The following is a 15,578-nucleotide window of genomic DNA, read 5'->3' on the forward strand; positions in this document are numbered from 1 at the left end:
TCGTAGATGCTTAGCATTTACGAGAATTCCTTTTATATAATTGGTTAATAGGTGGCGAAATTTAATTCATAAATGGTGCGAGGTCGACCCTGTTGATGTGTCATTTCTTCGCCAACGACCTTAGCGTAACCTTGATCTACTAATTTTTTTATAATACGCTCAGTTGTACGTCTAGTAACCTGTAGGTATTCTGAAAGATTCTGCGATGTAAATTGTGCGGATTGCCTTTCATGACTAAAATTGATGATTTTAGAAATATTTAATGGACTTAAGCTTGTGAGTTTGGCCATTTGTAATACATAAGGATCATCTGTTTTTAAAGATAATTTACCTTCTGATTTGGGAAAGGGACCTAAAAGGTTTTTATGTTCATCCAGAATATAAATCTCAAATGGTTTCGAAAATGTTAAAGCATGCTGAGCATTTCGGGTGGCTTCTAACATGGAGTGACCATACCCGAAGGCTAGTTTAATTGGTATTTCAATTTGTTTAATAAGCTCTTTTAAAGTTTCCTTTACAAGTGCATTTTGTAAATGGCCAGCAGTTGTATAAAGCTCAAAGGTTTGTGATGAAATTTGTTTATATGTTGAAAAGGTAGCCTTCGCAATTTGATTTAAAATAGCTGAATCAATGGAAGAATCAGTAGGGAATTCTAAAAATCCAACTACGGCCTTAAATGATTCGGATTTTGTTAAAAGTGATTTTGATTTGGTTTCTTCGAGACATTGAATAATAGAATTCGTGGCATCTATCATGCGCATGGCAGGTATTTGATGTGCTTGTAATGTATCAAAAACACTGTGGATACTTGTAATCACGAAATCTATGCTTTTGGTATTCCACAGCGCAATGTGACGCTTTAGAATATGTTCTGTGGGTTCTGTAATAGAAATATGTTGAATATGTGGCTTCGGACCCTTATAGTCAATTTCTGTTAAAACATTATCAACAAATGCTGGATTCATTACATCAATTGAAATTCTATTGATTGGTATAGCATGTTTAGCTACTAGTGATAACAGAGTTGTAGAGATAGTTGTTTCATCTTGTTTTATATAATTCCAAGGTATTGGTATTTTCGGTAGGAGAGATTGAGCATGTAAAAAGGGTAATGTACCTCCGAATAAAAGAGCATCACATGGTTTAATTTGCTTCATTAAAATTGGCGCCTCAGAGGGGTGGTTGTATAGATAAAATTCTAATTGAATATTGTCTATATTTTGTGCGATACTAATAATACGCTTCATAAATGCTTTAGAACAAATAATCGCTATTTTCGTAGACATGGGCATCGTTCCTTTTCTATTTTTTTAAATATTTAGCGACGTATTAGCGACGTATATAACGACGAAGGAGACTGATTATTATGAAAATCCAACAAGTAGAAATTTATGCTATACATTTACCGCTAATTGATCCATTTATCATTAGTTATGCTACATATGATACAATGCCTTCTATTATTTTAAAAGTAACAACTGATACTGGTATTGTAGGTTATGGTGAAGCGGTTCCTGATGAACATGTAACGGGTGAAACATGGGAAAGTACATATGCTGTGCTTCAACATCATCTTGCACCTGCTGTTATTGGTGAAGATCCCATGGCCTTTGAAAAATTGCACGATAAAATGAATAAGATTGTAAAAGATGTTCCGGCAGCAAAGGCAGCTATTGATATTGCTTGCTTTGATATTGCTGGGAAAGCATTGGGAGTTCCAGTATATCAGCTTTTAGGTGGGCGTTATCATGAAAAATTCCCTATTACACATGTGTTAAGTATTGGAACGCCCGAGGCAATGGCTGAAGAGGCTGCGAAGCGTGTAGAGATGGGGTATCGTTCATTTAAAATGAAGGTAGGTACAGAGGTAACCCGTGATGTTGCTCGTATTAAAGCAGTAAGACAGCAAGTAGGTGAAGATATCGCCATCCGAGTAGATGTCAACCAAGGGTGGGAGAATGCTGCAACTACATTACAGGGCTTACGTGCAATGAAGGATTTAAATATTGATTGGTTAGAGCAACCCGTTGATAGTGAAGATATCGATGGAATGGTTGAGATTAAGTCAAAATCTGATGTACCTCTAATGATTGATGAAGGGATTCGAGGAGTACGTGAAATGCGTGAAATCATCGCCAAGCGTGCTGCAGATAAAGTAAATATAAAATTAATGAAATGTGGAGGCATCTATCCTGCAATGAAGCTAGCAGTTATGGCAGAAATGGCTGGTATTGAATGTCAAGTTGGTTCCATGGTAGAGTCCTCTGTTGGCTCTGCGGCAGGTTTCCATGTAGCATTTTCTAAAAAAATTATGACAAGTGTTGAATTGACAGGGCCATTGAAGTTCTCAAAAGATGTGGGTAATCTTCATTATGATGTTCCTTTTATCTGTTTAAATGAACAACCGGGTCTCGGTATTGATGTAGACGAAGCTGTTATGAAGGAATTGTGTAAGTTTTCAACTGTTGTCACAGCCTAAGGAGGCGAAACATGGAAAAAATATATGAAGGTATGCTAGGAGAGACTCCATACTTTGTCACAGAGTTAACAATTCAACATTTACAACAAATCGAAGACTTGCAGGTGGAGGTTTATGAAGCTTTAGCTGATAAAAGCATCTTACAGCCATTGAGCACCGAGGAATTCGAATTTATTCTAAATGGACAAGGTATGATGATAGGCGCCTATGCAGGTGAGAAATTGATTGCCTTCCGTGCCCTATTAAATCCTCCTATTGATGAGGAACATCTTGGGTATGATTGTGGAATTCCTGAGAGCGAATTTAATCGAGTTTTATATCAGGAGATTTCTAATGTTTCACCAAAGTACCGTGGCTACGGCTTACAAAAAACATTAGCGACAATAGTGATGAGTAACATCGATGTGGAAAAATACGATTATGTATGTTCAACAGTCAAGCCATTAAATATTCCGAGCTTAAAGGATAAGTTCGCTCAAGACCTTGTTATTAAAGGATTAAAAATTAAATATGTAGACAAACTACGTTATATATTCTTTAAGGATTTACGTCAAGAGCTCCCTTTATTGACAGAAAAACAAGTAATCAACATGAAAGATACAGCGGCACAACAGCAGCTTTTGAAGCAAGGCTTTCTTGGTACGTCTATGTATGCGGAAAATAATGATTGGTTTGTAGTATACGAAAAATAACATACAAAGCCTTAGCTTTCACATGTATTTGTGGAAGTTAAGGCTTTTTTTGTCTTGCTATTATTTCTTCATTGGACAAAATCCGCATGCCATTAATCCCGGTATATCTTTCGAAAAACAACACGATTTACGGACAGGGACATTGACTAAATTTGTTGGACTTAGACCCCCTGTATATTGTGCCCACCAAGATTTATTAGAGAAGCGTGCCCATGTTTTAGGGTCCTCCAATATTTCTATATCGTCCATAGCTTGATCGGCTAAGCCAGGGTTCGATAGTAAAATATGATAATGCCATAGTAAATAGCCAAAGAAATTTTCCCATATAGTAAGAGGGGAGATTGAAGTTACTTTTCGAAGTTGTTGAACAATCACATGACCATCGTATAGAATTTTTTCAATGACCACCTGACGTTCATTCTCCTCAACATAGCGCCAATCATTAGGATTAACAAACATAGCGACTGTAAAGCTGTTGAATTCCTTGGCAGCATCGAAGCGTAATTCAATTGGCTTTCCATCCCACACCTCGTCATAAGCGGCGAGCATATAAAGCTGCATAGCAAAAAACATCCCATAGCGGCGTGCGAAGTGAGAAATCGCGGCAGTTTCCGTAGCGGCGTCCGTGATACCCATCATGAGATTTAAAAAATCAGGATGGTAAAAGTCTTTATGTATATCAGCTAAAGTAAATAACGTTCGCTTTGGTTCCGTTGTATAAATACTATAGGAGTTTAATTGTTGAACTTGATCCATCGTTAAAGCTGGCATGATGATCCCCTTTTCTTAAGAGCTTTCGTAATTCAATTATAAAGTAATCATTTTTGCTTCACAAATGGAATGCCATATAGTAAAATACATTAAACATATAAGAAAAGTGGGTTTTAAAGTGTAATTGCCTCATGCAATTCCTAGACCACTGGTACGACTTAATCAATGGACGATACTATTAAGTGTGATCGCCACATGGATTACAGGAATTATATGGATTTTAGCCATTCCATTGGTTGCGAATTTATTGGGTGTCTTCTTTAACTATAACCCCATTATTCGGTTTGGGAGTTTGTTTCTCAAAAAAGCTCCATCTACCTATATACCAGAGGATGCACAGCAACAAAAATTTAATGCGAGTATAGCTAGCTTTTGTTTAACGGGTGGCTTGTTAGGTTATCTATTAAATTGGCAGGTAGTAGGTCATATCTTTACGGCAATGGTAGCAATAGCTTCTTCCATTGCTATAGCAGGTTTTTGTATAGGTTGCTTTTTACATTTTCAATTGAAGCAATGGCAGTACCGCCGTTCGTTAAAAAAATCTTTTTAAAAAATTATTAGATTATTGTTGACAATTTAATTGATAATGATTATCATTATCGTATAAAGATTATTCCTCCACTACAATACAGTGTAGAGAGGATGAACTTTAGCTACTTTTCTCCAGAAGTTTGCTAGTTCATGATTACGCTCCTAAAACCCCCCTCATTTTTTGGGAACGTGAAAATCTCAGACGACTCTTTCTATTATAGAATGGAGTCGTCTTTTTTTGAATTTATCTGTGGGGCAGACGTTTCAATTTTCATACTGCCAAGAAAAAAACAGCCCTCCAAATGAGCTGTTAGGAAGACAGCGTTTGTTGGGCAGTACTTTTTCTCCCAAGAATCATTGTGTAGTAACTGTGCAGTAGCATTCCGACAATAATGACACCTAGACCTGCCAGGGCAATCGAGTTAGGGAATGGAATACCTAATAATATTACCTCACTAATAATGACAAAAAGAATTTCTGTTGACTGTGTCGCTTCAACCGCTGCTAGTTTGCCCTGATGATCTTTTACACGATCTGTTGCAATGAAAAATAAAATAGTTGCTATGACGCCTGAGCTAATACCCACAAGTAATGATTGGAATAACTGGCCTGTTGAAGGTAGGCCAACTGTGAACAGGGCATAAATAGCCATGATAATCCATGCTGGCATCGAAGCGATTGTCATACCAAGAACACGTTGGAAGGTATCGATACGCCCTCCACAGACGTCCATCATTTTACGATTGCCGAGAGGGTAAGCAAATGCAGCGACGATGACAGGCAAAATCCCTAGCATTAAACTTTTAAATGAAACCGATTGTGCCTGAGGTATTTGGATTAGTAAAATACCTACTAAAATGACACATGAGATTAGAAGGGAAATGAATGGTATTTTTTGACGCACTTTTTTGCCAGCAATAACTGTCATAAAGAGTGGAGCTAATAATACGCCAGCAACAATGGTAAATTGCCAAGTGCCAGAAACTAACCAGCCTGGGCCAAATGCAGCGGCATAGGTTAACGGTGCATAGAATAAGACAAATCCTACAAAGCTCCAAAGAAGCCAAGCTGTAGGCTGTACTTTTATCTCATTAGATAATTGTGAAAAGCCTCTGCGATAAAACACAATGATAAGTAAAAAAGGTAGCATGAAGAAATAGCGTAATGACGCGCTCCATAGCCAGCTACCACCTTGCATTTCCATGGCATGATTTAAAATAAATGTTACAGCAAAAAAAAGGGAAGCTACTATGCCTATAGCAATTTCTTTCATTATGATCACCTCGATTTGAGTTCATCACTCAAATTCTTTATGTAATTAGAATATTCAGTAATTAATATAGAAAAAACGACGAAGAAAGGAACTAACCTTTCTCCGTTATATTTCAAGTCCCTTAAAGAACTACTTTGGCACAAGATAAACTATTCTGCACGTTGTTCAAATAGCTGAACGATTTCAATGATGACTTGTGTTGCCTTTTCCATTGTTTCAGCAGATACATATTCAAATTTACCATGCATATTTTCGCCGCCAGCAAAAATATTTGGTGTTGGTAAGCCCATATAAGATAATTGTGAGCCGTCAGTACCACCGCGTATAGGTAGGGTAATTGGTGTAATATCTAATTTTTCCATAGCCTCACGAGCGATGTCCACAATTTCTTTTACAGGTTCGATTTTTTCGCCCATATTATAGTATTGATCCTCGATAGTAATGCTTAAAGCATTCTCACCAAATTGCGCTTGAATTTTGGCTGCAGCATCTTGCATTAACTGTTTTTTCTCTTCGAATTTTTGACGATCATGGTCACGAACGATATACGATAGCTCTGCATGCTCGATAGCCCCTTTAAAGCCCATTAAATGAATGAAACCTTCATAACCTTCAGTCTTTTCAGGAACTGCTTCTGTAGGCATTTCATTTTGGAAGGCAATAGCCATTGTAATGGCATTGACCATTTTATTTTTTGCAGATCCAGGATGGACGCTTGTTCCTTTTGTGACTACCTTTACGCCAGCAGCATTGAAGCTTTCGTATTGTAGCTCACCTAATGGTCCACCATCCATTGTATAGGCATAGTCTGCTCCAAATGCAGCCACATCAAATTTATGTGGGCCACGGCCGATTTCCTCATCAGGTGTAAACGCCACGCGTAATTTACCATGCTTAATACTTGGGTTTTGGATAAGGTATTCCATAGCTGTTATAATTTCAGCAATACCAGCCTTATCATCTGCTCCTAACAATGTCGTACCATCTGTCGTAATAAGTGTTTGACCAATGTAATTTTGAAGCTCAGGGAAATCAGTTGGTGACATCACTAAGTTTTTGTTTAGCTGAATATCTCCACCTTCATAATTATCTAAGCGCTGCGGGTTAACATTTGTTCCCGTAAAATCCGTAGTTGTGTCCACATGTGCTAAAAAGCCGATAGTTGGAATATCTTTGTCTGTATTTGCTTCTAGTGTCGCAAATAAATAGCCATTTTCATCTAATGTAATGTCTGTTAAGCCTACAGTAGCAAGTTCATCTTTCAAAACATGTAACAGATCAAATTGTTTTGGTGTAGAAGGAGTAGTTTCGCTTGTGAAATCTGATTGTGTATCAATTTTTGCATAACGTATTAATCGCTCAATTACTTGTTCTTTCATAAGTATGGCCCCCTAATGTGTATGTGTAATTATTGTAACACTTTACTTCGGATTTCGGAATATTGAAGAATACTTAAAGCTATGAGTAATTGGGCACTATAATAAGTCAGCATAATGACTTCATGTGAAAAAGCTAATGGCATTACAAATTTATTAATAGATAAATAGGAATCTGAGGCGATAAATAACAAAGCACCTATTGTTGCGAATTTAGAGCCAGTTTTAATTGCTGTCCATCCCATCGTTAAAATGACTGCAATATAGGCGATCACTGCAATAGCTAAAATCGTTTCACCAGTTTTGAAAACGGATCCTGCAATCCAAATGGCCATTCCTGCTCCGTACAGTAATAAGATTATTTTTGCCCATATTGGTACTGGTTCCTCGTTTGCAGATGAGAAGGCAAAAATATAAAAGATATGGCCGATTAGAAAACTAGTTAGCCCAATTAAAAACCATTGCAATGTATAGTCGCCAATCATACAAAATACTAGACCTATAATAATCAATAGTTGATATTTTTTTTTATGTACGGGTTTCTGAATGGCCGCTAAAATAATCATCAACAACATCGGGATGACCTTAAAGATTAGTTGTAAGCTTTCTGGAATATGAGAAAAAAGAAAAATGTAATACAACCCAAATAAAATAATGAAAGCAATTAATATTTTTTTAAACACTATTTTCAGCTCCTTTTCTATTATGAAATTCTTTCTTTATGATAGAATTCCTTTATTTATCTATGCAGCCAACATTTTTTATCTGATAGTGAAGAGCGGGGACTCACCTCTTTAAGTAACGAGTCGACAGGGAGAGTGAATCTAAACGATATTGAAATAAAGGATATGCAAAACAATACGTCCTTTGGATATTCCGGTGGTCCAACATTTTGATGGCGAAAATCACCATCAGATGTTATAGACTTTAAAAATACCTGGACATAAAGACGCCTACATGTAATTTAATATACCTTATGTATGAAACTTTTTTAGTATGTAACCGTAAATAAGAAGACAGAAAGCTTTAAGAGAGGATGAACCAAATGACTAAGCTACTAATAGCTTCTGCAGTCATTGCATTAATCGCGAGTGTGTTAGTAACACCGCTTATTACTAAGAAGCGAGAAGATGGAAAATCTAGAAAGGTGATAGGATACTTTTTTATTGGTGTCTTTGTGCTAGGGTTTTTAGCAACAGGAATCACTTTGTATGTAACAAAAATTGACGTCAATTGGCTTGTTTTCTGGCCAGCTATTATTTTATTAACGTTAATTGGTGCAATGCTTGCAAGTGGCATTGAACGAAAAATAAAAGGTGTTTTATTTTTAGCGAGCCTAGGTGTTGCAGTCTATGTTCTATCAGCACCATTATGGAATGCGAATGAGAAATTTAAGTCTTCAGAAATGAAGGAAGAAGTGGAGCTAAAGCCGTTTGATGAGACACAGACACCTGCAAGTGTTCCACCAAAATTTGCTCGTAATAAAATGAAAAAGGCATTCGGGCAAGTACCGAATACAAGCTATTATGAATTAGGTCGTTTACAAATTCAAAAAGTAAAAGGTGAATATGTTTATATCGCACCAGTTGAATTTTCGGGATTCTTTAAATGGATGAATGGTGATACGACACCTGGTTACTTTATTATGAGTGCTACAGATTCAGCAGATAATCCTAAATTTGTAAAAGAGGAAATGAAATATGTTCCTTCAGCCTATTTAAATACCAATTTAGAACGTCATATTCGTTTACAACATCCATTCCTTATATTCTACGGAGATGTACAACTTGAAGTAGATGATGAAGGGAAGCCTTATTACATTCGCTCATATGGTGAATTTATTTCTGGGCGTAATGGCTTTGATGTAAAAGGTATTGTCTTGGTCGATGCACTTACAGGGAAGTCAGAAGTAGTTAAGCTTGATGCTATACCTGAATTTATTGATGGTGCAGTTTCACCTGAGACTGTAAGCTTACAGAACAGTTATTTCGGTAATTATGTTCATGGTTTTTGGAACAGTATGTTTGGTAAGAAAGATGTGAAAATTCCTTCGGACGAAGGTACAGAATCGAATGTCAGTCCTATTTTTGATGAAAAAGGCGATATGTATTACTTTACCGATTTTACAAGTCCTAAAGAAGGCGTAGATTCCATGTTAGGTTATTCCTTAACGAATGCAAGAACAGGCGAAGCAACCTATTACACAGGTAATCTAGATTCAAGCTATATGGACTCACAGGGGAATTTGCAAATTATCGAAAAGAAATTTATTGAGAAAAAATGGGCTGGTGAAATGCCTGTATTATATAATTTTTATGGAGAAGCTAGCTGGCTGACAGCGGTGCTTGATTCAAATGGATTTTTACAAAACTATTTCATTGTTTCAGCAGCCAATCCTGAAATTTCTGTTTACGCTACCACTCCAAGAGAAGCACTGAAGCTGTATAAAACTGCTTTAAGTCGTGGAGGAAATACGGTAGATGGTAGTTCAAATGCAGAAGAGAAACAGGCTAGCGGAAAAGTTGTCCGAGTTTACAAGGAACGACTTGGTGATTTTACGACGATTTCTTTCTTATTAAGCAATGGTGAAAATTACTTAGTAAGTGCCGAAACAGAACCTTTAGCTATTTATTTACAAGAAGGTGACGAGGTTATTATCAAATATGGTGACACAGGGGAGCAATTCCTGCCAGTCCGTTCTTTAATTATTAAAGGCTTACAATAAAAAAGTAAAAGACGATCTTGTTCGTTATATCAAGAGCGTCTTTTTTATGTTCCTTCGTTTTCAATAAAGCTGAGCATTTTTTCTCTATGGTTTATAAAGAGTGTTTTTGCATGATCATTTAATGTGAAAGTGTCTTGTAAGTATCCTTTTAGCAATTTTTCCTCGTAGGCAAAAGACTGGTTGTCCTCATTTTCTAAAATAAAGGATAGTAGAAGAGCGTGTAATACTAACACTTCTAAATTTTGAGTATTAGTAATAAATTTTAAATTGAGGATAGAGGTATGGGCAACAAATTGATTGACATAATCTATCGCATATTTATAAACGGCTATATCTGTTTCAGGCTCAAGTCGTTTTCTTAGTTGAGTGCAAGCAGCATTTAGTTCTTCAATTTTTAAAAATAAACCTCTTACACTTCTCTTATGTTGTTGTTCTAAGGTACGAGCAAGATGTTTATTGATATAGGACATTGCTTGTATAACTCCCTTCGTAAATAAGTAATCATTTATTAATATGAATGGAATTGTTTGAAAATGGAAGAGTCTTTACGTTTAATTTATTATTGTACTTAATAGATATATCGAGACATAATGACTAGAGTTTATACAAATTAGTATCGATATTATGAAAAAAATGGGGTTATTATCATTCGATAGTAACCCCATTTTAGAAAAAAGTTGTTTATTTCCAGTTAAATCCTTTCGTAGCTAAAAAATCTTTTATATGAGGACGACGTTGCTCAATTAAAAAATCAGCCATTTGCTTTGTCCAATTATCGATTTTTCTGTTAGATGATCGACTATTATAATAGGCTTCCATTGTCTCATTATATGCTGGTAAAAGTTCATCATACTTCTCGGCATTGTATTCATTTTCATGTAATACGGCAGACACAGGCAAACGTGGTTTTACCTCATTACGACGAACAGGTACACCAATTGTTAGACCGAACAACGGGAAAACGTGATCAGGTAAATTAAATAAATCGCTTATTTCTGAAGGGTTATTGCGCACTCCTCCAATATAGCAAATGCCATATCCCATTGATTCTGCTGCAATAACAAAGTTTTGTGCAAACAATGATACATCAGCAACTCCAACAAGGACATTTTCGGCTGAATCTGCCACGATATCTACTCCCTCTAACTTACCTGCCATTTGTAGGCGTTTGAAATCAACGCAAAAAACAAAGGCTCCACCAGAAGTTTCATACTGACGGGGATTCCCAGAGAGTAATCCTAATTTCTCTTTTTTGTCTGCATCTGTTACCCATATAACACTATAGGCTTGCACAAAATGTGACGTGGCAGCCATTTGGGCTGTTGCGATTAATTCTTCAATAATTTCTTTTGAAATCGGGTTTCCATCATAGATTCTTACTGAAGAATGGTTTCGTAATAATTCTTTAACCATTTGTCTACTCTCCTTTGTCACTTATATATCAAGAGCATAGCACGCTTTCCAATCAAAATCGATTAAAGAGGGGTAGATAATTATATTTAAATAGTTTGGAAATGTAGAAATTATCTCGGAAAGTTAAATATTTCATTTGATATAGATTAAATATTCTAAATAGTATAAAATTATATAATCGGCTTTTTATTTGGTTGTGCTACCAAAAATTAGATTATTCTTATGCAGAAGAGGAGTGGGGTTAGCTCTTTTAATTAAGGATAAAGCCTCCTGCCTATTTGTTTGAAGCAGAGGTAATTTTGATGACAGAGATAATGGAACCAAATACTAGTTGAACAAAAATAAAGTGGGATGGAGGAATAAGGAATGGAAGAAAAGTTAGCGAAAAAGCTTCGTCATGAGCAATTACGAGGCAAGGTTGTAACAGCAGAAGAAGCAGCATCTTGGATTAAGGATGGCATGGTATTAGGGATGAGTGGTTTCACTCGTGCTGGAGATGTAAAAGTTGTACCTCTTGCTCTTGTAGAGAAAGCTAAAAAAGAGAGCTTCCAGGTAGATATATATACAGGAGCATCTCTAGGCCCTGAGGTAGACCAATACCTAGCGGAGGCTGGCGTTATTCGCAAGCGAGGACCTTTCCAGGCAGATGCTGGTATTCGCAATAAAATTAATAGTGGTGATATCACATTTGTAGATGCACATTTATCTCATAATGCGGAGTTGGTTCGCCAAGGCATTATAGGACCTATTGATTTTGCAATTATTGAAGCGGCTGCTATTACAGAAGATGGCTTATTAATTCCTACAACTTCAGTTGGTAACTCTCCGATTTTTGTGCAAGAGGCAGATCAAATCATCATTGAATTAAACATAGCACAACTTGATGCATTAGAAGGTGTTCATGATATTTTCGTTCCTGCACAACAGGGGAAACGGGACCCAATCCCTTTGCAAAATGTGTCTGATCGTCTCGGTACAATTGGTATTCCGTTAGATTTAGATAAAGTAAAAGGTATCGTAGTTTCTGATATTTTAGATGCGCCATCAACGATCGTTCCTGCTGATGAGGAAACGGATATTATGGCTAATCATCTGTTAAACTTCCTACGAGAAGAGATTAAAGTTGGACGTTTAACAACAAGCTTGCGTCCAATTCAATCTGGGGTTGGATCAGTGGCGAACGCAGTGTTACTTGGTTTTAAAGATTCTGAGTTTGAGAACCTAGAAGTATTCTCAGAAGTACTTCAAGATGCAGTATTTGAATTAATCGATGCAGGAAAAGTGAATTTTGCTTCTGCTACTTCCATTACCCTCTCTGAACAAGTAGGAAACCGTGTTTATGGGAATTTTGACAAGTATGCGGATAAATTAGTACTGCGTCCACAAGAAATTTCTAACCAACCAGAAATTATTCGTCGACTCGGTTTGATTTCAGTAAATACGGCATTAGAAGTTGATATTTACGGAAATGTTAATTCTACACATGTTTCTGGCACTAAAATGATGAATGGTATCGGGGGATCGGGTGACTTCGCCCGCAATGCGCGTTTAGGTATTTTTGTGACTAAATCCTATGCTAAGGGTGGGAATATTTCGAGCATTGTCCCAATGGTATCGCATGTGGATCATACAGAGCATGATGTTGATGTTATCGTAACAGAGCAGGGAGTGGCTGATTTACGCGGGCTTGCTCCGAGAGAACGTGTAGGTCTAATTATTGATCATTGTGCTCACCCTGACTATCGTGAGCAGCTATGGCAATATTTTAACGACGCTAATGAGGCAACTGGTGGACATCATACGCCACATGATCTTGAAAAAGCGCTGTCATGGCATGTCAATTACGCAAAAAGTGGGACAATGAAAGACCCAGCTTTATCAAAATAGAATTCTAATAAAAAGGCCTTGAAGGACAGCTGCTCCCTCAAGGCCTTTTGTTGTATAAGTTTATCTAAGACGATTAGAGTTTAAAGTAGGCCAATCCATTTCCAATAAGTTGCAGAGAACAGCAAAATTAGGAGGAAGCCGAGAATCGTTAGTGGGATACCTGATTTCAGGAAATCCTTTGTTGTAAACGCTCCTGTACCATAGGCAAGCATATTTTGTGGTGCACTAATTGGTAATAGGAAACCAAAGCTAATAACAAATTGTTGTACAATAACAAAACCAACCTGATCAACATTAGCTGTTAATGTGGAAGCTAACACGATAAACACTGGTATAAGTGCAGAGGCTAAGCTTGTTGCACTAGCAAAACCTAAATGAATAAGAATATTAAATAATGTTACGATAGCAATCGTAGCAAGAATTGGCATAGTATCTAGACCGAGTGAACCAAAAACTTTATCTGATAACCATGATGCACCTTTTGTATTCAGCAAAATAGTTCCGAGCATAATACCTACTGCAAAGACAATGATTGTTCCCCAAGGGATATGAGGTTCAACTTCCTTCCATGAATAAACGCCGATTTTAGGCATTAGTAGTACAGCAATGGCGATAATTGTAACCGTTGTTGTATCAAATGGATGGAGCTTGCCTTCCGTTGCCCAGAAAAATAGTAAAACTAATGATGTAACGATCAACCGAATCTCAGGTGCTTTTAACGGCCCAAGCTCAGCCAATTGTTTCTTGATGACTTCTTTACCACCATCAATATTGCTCGTCTCAGGCTTAATAAGCGTAATCATAATGAAAAATAAGGCTACTGACATAATAATCGAGAATGGGGCAGCATAAAGTAACCAAGCACCCCATGAAATATTCACATTAAATTGCTCTTGGATGAAATTCAAAGCAACCATATTTTGCGCTGCCGCAGTTTTAATACCGATATTCCAAATGGAGACGGCTTGTACAGAAGTAATAACGAGTAAAGCAGCAAGTCGACTATCACGTGGTAAACCGAATGCTGCGACCATTCCAAGAAGAATAGGGACTACTGCGCCAGCACGTGCAGTAGCTGAAGGAACAAAAAATGCAAGGGCAATTGAAACTAATATTGCACCGAAAACTATGGCTTTTGTTTTTGTTCCTACAAGTGAAAGAATCCAAAGAGCAAGTCGTTTATGCAAATTGGTAATTTGCATGGCTGCTGCTAGAAAAAGAGCCGCTGCTACTAGGGCCACGGCAGAGTTACTAAAACCACTTAATGATAGTTTTAAGGCGCTAGCAGTACCTAGTTGTGTTGTTGGATCATCCATGGATGGTGCAAGTCCTAGTAAAACAGTGACGAGTGCGATAATCATTGCAGAGCTAACAGGATATGAAACGGCCTCTGTTACCCACAGGATAACCGCGAAAGCTAAAATGGCTAAAGCGCGCTGTCCGGATACAGGTAGCTCACCGTTATTAGGTAAAAAAATAATGATAATTAATAAAGCAAAAGCCAACCCAATCCATAAAGGCTTTAAATTACGCTTCGTTGTTGTTTGTTTAGGTGAAGACATATTTTCTCATCCCTTCTACGTCTACGTAAAAATGACGGTTATTATCCATAACATCGGTCAGTATAATGTTTTTTTAAGATAAGAATTCGTCCATTTGTTGTATAGAATGAAAAGAAGCGAAATATGTCTGTTTTACAGCTTTAATAGTAATTAAAGAGATAATTTATGGTCATAAAAAATACAAATATCTCCTAAAAAATATTATTTCTTTTTCTTGAAGGCAGAAGTAACTTTAGGTTCGGTTCCATTGATTAAACGTTGAATATTTTCAATGTGCAAAATAATAGCAATAGCAAAAAGTAGAATGGCAATAATGGTCGGGCCAAGCCCAGGAATCCATAAATAAGTAGCGGTACAAAAAATGAGGTAAAACTCTAATACCCCAACAATTAAATAGTTCGTTGCAAAAGATAAAATAATAAATAGAATAAGTGCAAATAAACCAATCTTCCAATCAACCGCAAGTAAAATTCCAATGATAGAGGCAGTCCCTTTTCCACCATTGAAGCCCATATAAAAAGGGAAATTATGCCCCAAAATAACCCCTGCAGCTATCAAATAGGTGAGGAGCCATGTTTGTTCTGCTGTTAAATGTGTTGCATCTGTTAAATAAAAATGTGCACCGACGATGGCTACGACGCCTTTGCCAATATCGATAAGAGCTACTAAAACGCCATATTTCCAGCCGAGTGAAAGCGTAGCATTAGAGGCACCAGCATTGCCATGGCCAGCTTTTTTTAAATCAACCCCGGATAAAAATTGTGCCACTTTAGAGCCGTGAATACAGCCAATCAAATAGCCAACAACTAGAAAACAGATCACGGCTTTTACCATAAAAATACTCCTTTCAAATTTTTTTTAAAATAGTG

14 protein-coding genes are annotated in these 15,578 nt (G+C 36.9%); 5 read left to right on the forward strand and 9 right to left on the reverse strand.

The window, feature by feature from the left end; translation table 11 throughout:
- Positions 1-44: 44 nt before the first annotated feature.
- Complete coding sequence (locus tag MKX57_RS01770) at positions 45-1,286, reverse strand: hypothetical protein (protein WP_342531694.1); 1,242 nt, start codon at positions 1,284-1,286, stop codon at positions 45-47.
- 80 nt (positions 1,287-1,366) lie between these two features.
- On the opposite strand from MKX57_RS01770, the gene MKX57_RS01775 reads away from it, so the two are divergent.
- Positions 1,367-2,479 (forward strand): dipeptide epimerase, encoded by a 1,113-nt coding sequence (locus MKX57_RS01775; RefSeq protein ID WP_090002420.1) that lies wholly within the window; start codon positions 1,367-1,369, stop codon positions 2,477-2,479.
- A gap of 11 nt (positions 2,480-2,490) precedes the next feature.
- Positions 2,491-3,171, forward strand: coding sequence for an N-acetyltransferase (locus MKX57_RS01780; protein ID WP_090002422.1), 681 nt, complete (start codon positions 2,491-2,493; stop codon positions 3,169-3,171).
- A 60-nt stretch (positions 3,172-3,231) separates the two neighbouring features.
- Here MKX57_RS01780 and MKX57_RS01785 read toward each other — a convergent pair whose 3' ends face one another.
- Complete coding sequence (locus MKX57_RS01785) at positions 3,232-3,942, reverse strand: hypothetical protein (RefSeq protein ID WP_008176238.1); 711 nt, start codon at positions 3,940-3,942, stop codon at positions 3,232-3,234.
- Positions 3,943-4,066: 124 nt separating this feature from the next.
- Here MKX57_RS01785 and MKX57_RS01790 point away from each other — a divergent pair, with 124 nt between their 5' ends.
- A complete protein-coding gene (locus MKX57_RS01790) occupies positions 4,067-4,492 on the forward strand; it encodes a DUF4395 domain-containing protein (RefSeq protein ID WP_342550705.1) in 426 nt (141 codons plus the stop codon).
- Between the two features lie 291 nt (positions 4,493-4,783).
- Here MKX57_RS01790 and MKX57_RS01795 read toward each other — a convergent pair whose 3' ends face one another.
- The 3 genes from MKX57_RS01795 to MKX57_RS01805 all read right to left on the reverse strand — a co-directional run bounded on the left by MKX57_RS01795 (position 4,784) and on the right by MKX57_RS01805 (position 7,805).
- A complete protein-coding gene (locus tag MKX57_RS01795; protein ID WP_342531702.1) occupies positions 4,784-5,746 on the reverse strand; it encodes a multidrug resistance efflux transporter family protein in 963 nt (320 codons plus the stop codon).
- Between the two features lie 149 nt (positions 5,747-5,895).
- The gene (pepT, locus tag MKX57_RS01800) at positions 5,896-7,125 is read right to left on the reverse strand and encodes a peptidase T (RefSeq protein ID WP_008176232.1); all 1,230 of its coding nucleotides are present in this window, start codon (positions 7,123-7,125) and stop codon (positions 5,896-5,898) included.
- Positions 7,126-7,154: 29 nt separating this feature from the next.
- Positions 7,155-7,805 carry a lysoplasmalogenase gene (locus MKX57_RS01805; protein WP_089985943.1) on the reverse strand — a complete coding sequence of 217 codons (651 nt, stop codon included), beginning with the start codon at positions 7,803-7,805 and terminating at the stop codon, positions 7,155-7,157.
- A gap of 362 nt (positions 7,806-8,167) precedes the next feature.
- Here MKX57_RS01805 and MKX57_RS01810 point away from each other — a divergent pair, with 362 nt between their 5' ends.
- Entirely contained in the window at positions 8,168-9,847 is a 1,680-nt protein-coding gene (locus MKX57_RS01810; protein WP_043990097.1) for a tripartite tricarboxylate transporter TctB family protein, read from the forward strand.
- Positions 9,848-9,891: 44 nt separating this feature from the next.
- On the opposite strand, the gene MKX57_RS01815 is transcribed toward MKX57_RS01810, so the two are convergent.
- A complete protein-coding gene (locus MKX57_RS01815) occupies positions 9,892-10,317 on the reverse strand; it encodes a hypothetical protein (RefSeq protein WP_008176226.1) in 426 nt (141 codons plus the stop codon).
- 211 nt (positions 10,318-10,528) lie between these two features.
- Positions 10,529-11,260 carry a class II chromate reductase ChrR gene (chrR, locus tag MKX57_RS01820; RefSeq protein WP_008176223.1) on the reverse strand — a complete coding sequence of 244 codons (732 nt, stop codon included), beginning with the start codon at positions 11,258-11,260 and terminating at the stop codon, positions 10,529-10,531.
- A gap of 366 nt (positions 11,261-11,626) precedes the next feature.
- Between chrR and MKX57_RS01825 the strand changes: the two genes are divergently transcribed.
- Positions 11,627-13,147, forward strand: coding sequence for a succinate CoA transferase (locus tag MKX57_RS01825; protein ID WP_008176221.1), 1,521 nt, complete (start codon positions 11,627-11,629; stop codon positions 13,145-13,147).
- Between the two features lie 80 nt (positions 13,148-13,227).
- Here the strand turns inward: MKX57_RS01825 and MKX57_RS01830 are convergent, their stop codons facing one another.
- Positions 13,228-14,709 carry a DASS family sodium-coupled anion symporter gene (locus tag MKX57_RS01830; protein WP_342531708.1) on the reverse strand — a complete coding sequence of 494 codons (1,482 nt, stop codon included), beginning with the start codon at positions 14,707-14,709 and terminating at the stop codon, positions 13,228-13,230.
- A gap of 201 nt (positions 14,710-14,910) precedes the next feature.
- Positions 14,911-15,543 carry a glycerol-3-phosphate acyltransferase gene (locus MKX57_RS01835; RefSeq protein ID WP_342531710.1) on the reverse strand — a complete coding sequence of 211 codons (633 nt, stop codon included), beginning with the start codon at positions 15,541-15,543 and terminating at the stop codon, positions 14,911-14,913.
- Between the last annotated feature and the right edge of the window lie 35 nt (positions 15,544-15,578).

This window comes from Lysinibacillus sp. FSL M8-0216 (genome assembly GCF_038595555.1).
Taxonomy (GTDB): Bacteria; Bacillota; Bacilli; order Bacillales_A; family Planococcaceae; genus Lysinibacillus; species Lysinibacillus fusiformis.

Bases quoted from the DNA above. Each gene is read 5' to 3' on its own strand.
- MKX57_RS01795 (WP_342531702.1), bottom strand. From the start codon at position 5,746: ATGAAAGAAATTGCTATAGGCATAGTAGCTTCCCTTTTTTTTGCTGTA.
- MKX57_RS01780 (WP_090002422.1), top strand. From the start codon at position 2,491: ATGGAAAAAATATATGAAGGTATGCTAGGAGAGACTCCATACTTTGTC.
- MKX57_RS01835 (WP_342531710.1), bottom strand. From the start codon at position 15,543: ATGGTAAAAGCCGTGATCTGTTTTCTAGTTGTTGGCTATTTGATTGGC.
- pepT (WP_008176232.1), bottom strand. From the start codon at position 7,125: ATGAAAGAACAAGTAATTGAGCGATTAATACGTTATGCAAAAATTGAT.
- MKX57_RS01785 (WP_008176238.1), bottom strand. From the start codon at position 3,942: ATGCCAGCTTTAACGATGGATCAAGTTCAACAATTAAACTCCTATAGT.
- MKX57_RS01830 (WP_342531708.1), bottom strand. From the start codon at position 14,709: ATGTCTTCACCTAAACAAACAACAACGAAGCGTAATTTAAAGCCTTTA.
- MKX57_RS01825 (WP_008176221.1), top strand. From the start codon at position 11,627: ATGGAAGAAAAGTTAGCGAAAAAGCTTCGTCATGAGCAATTACGAGGC.
- MKX57_RS01775 (WP_090002420.1), top strand. From the start codon at position 1,367: ATGAAAATCCAACAAGTAGAAATTTATGCTATACATTTACCGCTAATT.
- MKX57_RS01815 (WP_008176226.1), bottom strand. From the start codon at position 10,317: ATGTCCTATATCAATAAACATCTTGCTCGTACCTTAGAACAACAACAT.
- MKX57_RS01810 (WP_043990097.1), top strand. From the start codon at position 8,168: ATGACTAAGCTACTAATAGCTTCTGCAGTCATTGCATTAATCGCGAGT.
- chrR (WP_008176223.1), bottom strand. From the start codon at position 11,260: ATGGTTAAAGAATTATTACGAAACCATTCTTCAGTAAGAATCTATGAT.
- MKX57_RS01770 (WP_342531694.1), bottom strand. From the start codon at position 1,286: ATGTCTACGAAAATAGCGATTATTTGTTCTAAAGCATTTATGAAGCGT.